The 3,145-nt window shown below is 58.9% G+C and carries 2 rRNA genes; both read left to right on the top strand.

Annotated features, from left to right (window positions below):
- Positions 1 to 135: 135 nt before the first annotated feature.
- A 23S ribosomal RNA gene (locus tag JMJ55_RS30260) occupies positions 136 to 2,873 on the top strand.
- A gap of 126 nt (positions 2,874 to 2,999) precedes the next feature.
- Positions 3,000 to 3,114: ribosomal RNA gene (gene rrf, locus JMJ55_RS30255) — 5S ribosomal RNA — on the top strand.
- Positions 3,115 to 3,145 lie beyond the last annotated feature (31 nt).

Below are 3,145 nucleotides of genomic sequence, written 5' to 3'. Positions count from 1 at the left end.
TGTTCATTTGACAGTTGAAGACGGGAAGTAATGGTTAGGGTGTTGTGCCCTGGCTGTTTTGCAGGTGGGGCTGTGCGATTTGGTCCTGCGTGCGGGCGGTCTGGGGTGATGGCACTGTGTGTGTGAAGTGTTGATGGTGAGTGAGACAAGGGCGTTCGGTGGATGCCTTGGCGCCAAGAGGCGATGAAGGACGTGGCACGCTGCGAAAAGCCGCGGGGAGATGCGAGCGATCGTTGATCCGCGGATGTCCGAATGGGGAAACCCCTCCGTTAAGGAGATCTGCAGCTGAATTCATAGGCTGTAGAGGCGAACCTGGGGAACTGAAACATCTCAGTACCTGGAGGAACAGACATCAAGTGAGATTCCCCTAGTAGTGGCGAGCGAACGGGGAGCAGGCCAGTGGTTGTTGTGCGTTAAGCCGAGCGGTCTGGAAAGGCCGGCCAGAGTGGGTGATAGCCCCGTAGGCGTATGGCGCGCAGTGATCCTTGAGTAGGGCGGGGCACGTGAAACCCTGTCTGAACATGGGGGGACCACCCTCCAAGCCTAAATACTCCTTGGCGACCGATAGTGCACCAGTACCGTGAGGGAAAGGTGAAAAGCACCCCGATGAGGGGAGTGAAAGAGACCTGAAACCGAGCGCCTACAAGCAGTCGGAGCGGGCTTGTCCCGTGACGGCGTACCTTTTGTATAATGGGTCCGCGAGTTTCTGTTGGCAGCAAGCTTAAGCCGAGAGGTGTAGGCGCAGCGAAAGCGAGTCCGAACAGGGCGCCGAGTTGCCGGTAGAAGACCCGAAACCGAGTGATCTAGCCATGGCCAGGCTGAAGGTGCGGTAACACGCACTGGAGGGCCGAACCCACGCCTGTTGAAAAAGTCGGGGATGAGCTGTGGCTAGGGGTGAAAGGCCAATCAAACTCGGAAATAGCTGGTTCTCCGCGAAATCTATTGAGGTAGATCGTCCATCGATCACCCTCGGAGGTAGAGCACCGGAAGGGCTAGGGGGGCCCAAAGCCCTACCAAACCCTACCGAACTCCGAATGCCGAGGAGTGCAGGTGGGCAGACAGACAGTGGGTGCTAAGGTCCATTGTCGAGAGGGAAACAGCCCAGACCACCAGCTAAGGCCCCCAAATGATGGCTAAGTGGGAAAGCATGTAGGACGGCCATAACAACCAGGAGGTTGGCTTAGAAGCAGCCATCCTTTAAAGAAAGCGTAATAGCTCACTGGTCTAATAGCTGTCCCGCGGCGAAAATGTAACGGGGCTCAAGCCATCTGCCGAAGCTGTGGGCTTGCGCAAGCAAGCGGTAGCGGAGCGTTCCGTAAGCCTGCGAAGGCATACCCGCGAGGGGTGCTGGAGGTATCGGAAGTGCGAATGCGGACATGAGTAGCGACAAGGAGAGTGAGAAACTCTCCCGCCGGAAGTCCAAGGGTTCCTGCGCAAGGCTAATCCGCGCAGGGTGAGCCGGCCCCTAAGGCGAGGGCGACAGCCGTAGCCGATGGGAAGCGGGTGAATATTCCCGCGCCTGCCAGACGTGACAGCCGTGAAGTTCTGTATGCCCTTATCGGATTGGGTGTGCAGCTGGATCGGCTCGGGAAATAGCGCTGGCGTATAGACCGTACCCTAAACCGACACAGGTGGACTGGTAGAGCATACCAAGGCGCTTGAGAGAACCATGCTGAAGGAACTAGGCAAATTGCTCGCGTAACTTCGGGATAAGCGAGACCCAATCCTGGGCAACCAGGGTTGGGTGACACAAACCAGGGGGTGGCGACTGTTTAGTAAAAACACAGGGCTCTGCGAAATCGAGAGATGACGTATAGGGTCTGACGCCTGCCCGGTGCCGGAAGGTCAAGGGGAGATGTGCAAGCATCGAACCGAAGCCCCGGTAAACGGCGGCCGTAACTATAACGGTCCTAAGGTAGCGAAATTCCTTGTCGGGTAAGTTCCGACCTGCACGAATGGCGTAACGACCTCCCCACTGTCTCCAGCATGGGCTCAGCGAAATTGAACTCCCCGTGAAGATGCGGGGTACCCGCGGTTAGACGGAAAGACCCTATGAACCTTTACTGCAACTTCGCAGTGGCGCCAGGAAGGGACTGTGTAGGATAGGTGGGAGGCTTTGAAGCCGGGGCGCCAGCCTTGGTGGAGCCAACCTTGAAATACCACCCTGTGCCTTTCTGGCGTCTAACTGAGCCCGGTTATCCCGGGCCAGGACCCTGCGTGGTGGGCAGTTTGACTGGGGCGGTCGCCTCCCAAATGGTAACGGAGGCGCGCGATGGTGGGCTCAAGCCGGTCGGACATCGGCTGTTGAGTGCAAAGGCACAAGCCCGCCTGACTGTGAGCGCGACAGCGCGAACAGAGACGAAAGTCGGCCTTAGTGATCCGGTGGTCCCGCGTGGAAGGGCCATCGCTCAACGGATAAAAGGTACTCTAGGGATAACAGGCTGATCTCCCCCAAGAGTCCACATCGACGGGGAGGTTTGGCACCTCGATGTCGGCTCATCGCATCCCGGGGCTGGAGCAGGTCCCAAGGGTTCGGCTGTTCGCCGATTAAAGCGGTACGTGAGCTGGGTTTAGAACGTCGTGAGACAGTTCGGTCCCTATCTGCCGTGGGTGTAGGAGACTTGCGAGGATCTGTCCCTAGTACGAGAGGACCGGGATGGACGCACCTCTGGTGTACCAGTTGTCGCGCCAGCGGCAGTGCTGGGTAGCTAAGTGCGGACGGGATAACTGCTGAAGGCATCTAAGCAGGAAACCCCCCTCCAAACGAGGTCTCCCCCAAGGGCCGTGCCAGACCAGCACGTCAATAGGCCGCAGGTAGAAGTGCAGCAATGCATGCAGCCGAGCGGTCCTAATCGCCCGATAGAACTCCCATCCCACACCACACACACACACCACACCACCCCAGGCCGCGTCACCCTCCACAAGAGGACCCGCACGCAGCACCAAGCCGCACCACACCCCTAACCATGCCCCACTCACTCAAGGATCCGGCCAGGTGGCCCGGTGGTCATCGCGGGGATGATACACCCGATCCCATCCCGAACTCGGCCGTGAAACACCCCAGCGCCCATGATACTGCAGCTCAAGCTGCGGGAAAGTCGGTCGCCGCCGGGCCACCCAGCCGGATCCAACAGTGAAACCCGTC

The organism is Belnapia mucosa (genome assembly GCF_016775475.1).
GTDB lineage: Bacteria > Pseudomonadota > Alphaproteobacteria > Acetobacterales > Acetobacteraceae > Belnapia > Belnapia mucosa.
The sequence above is the reverse complement of the archived record's forward strand: the minus strand, read 5'-3'. Positions and strand labels throughout refer to the sequence as shown.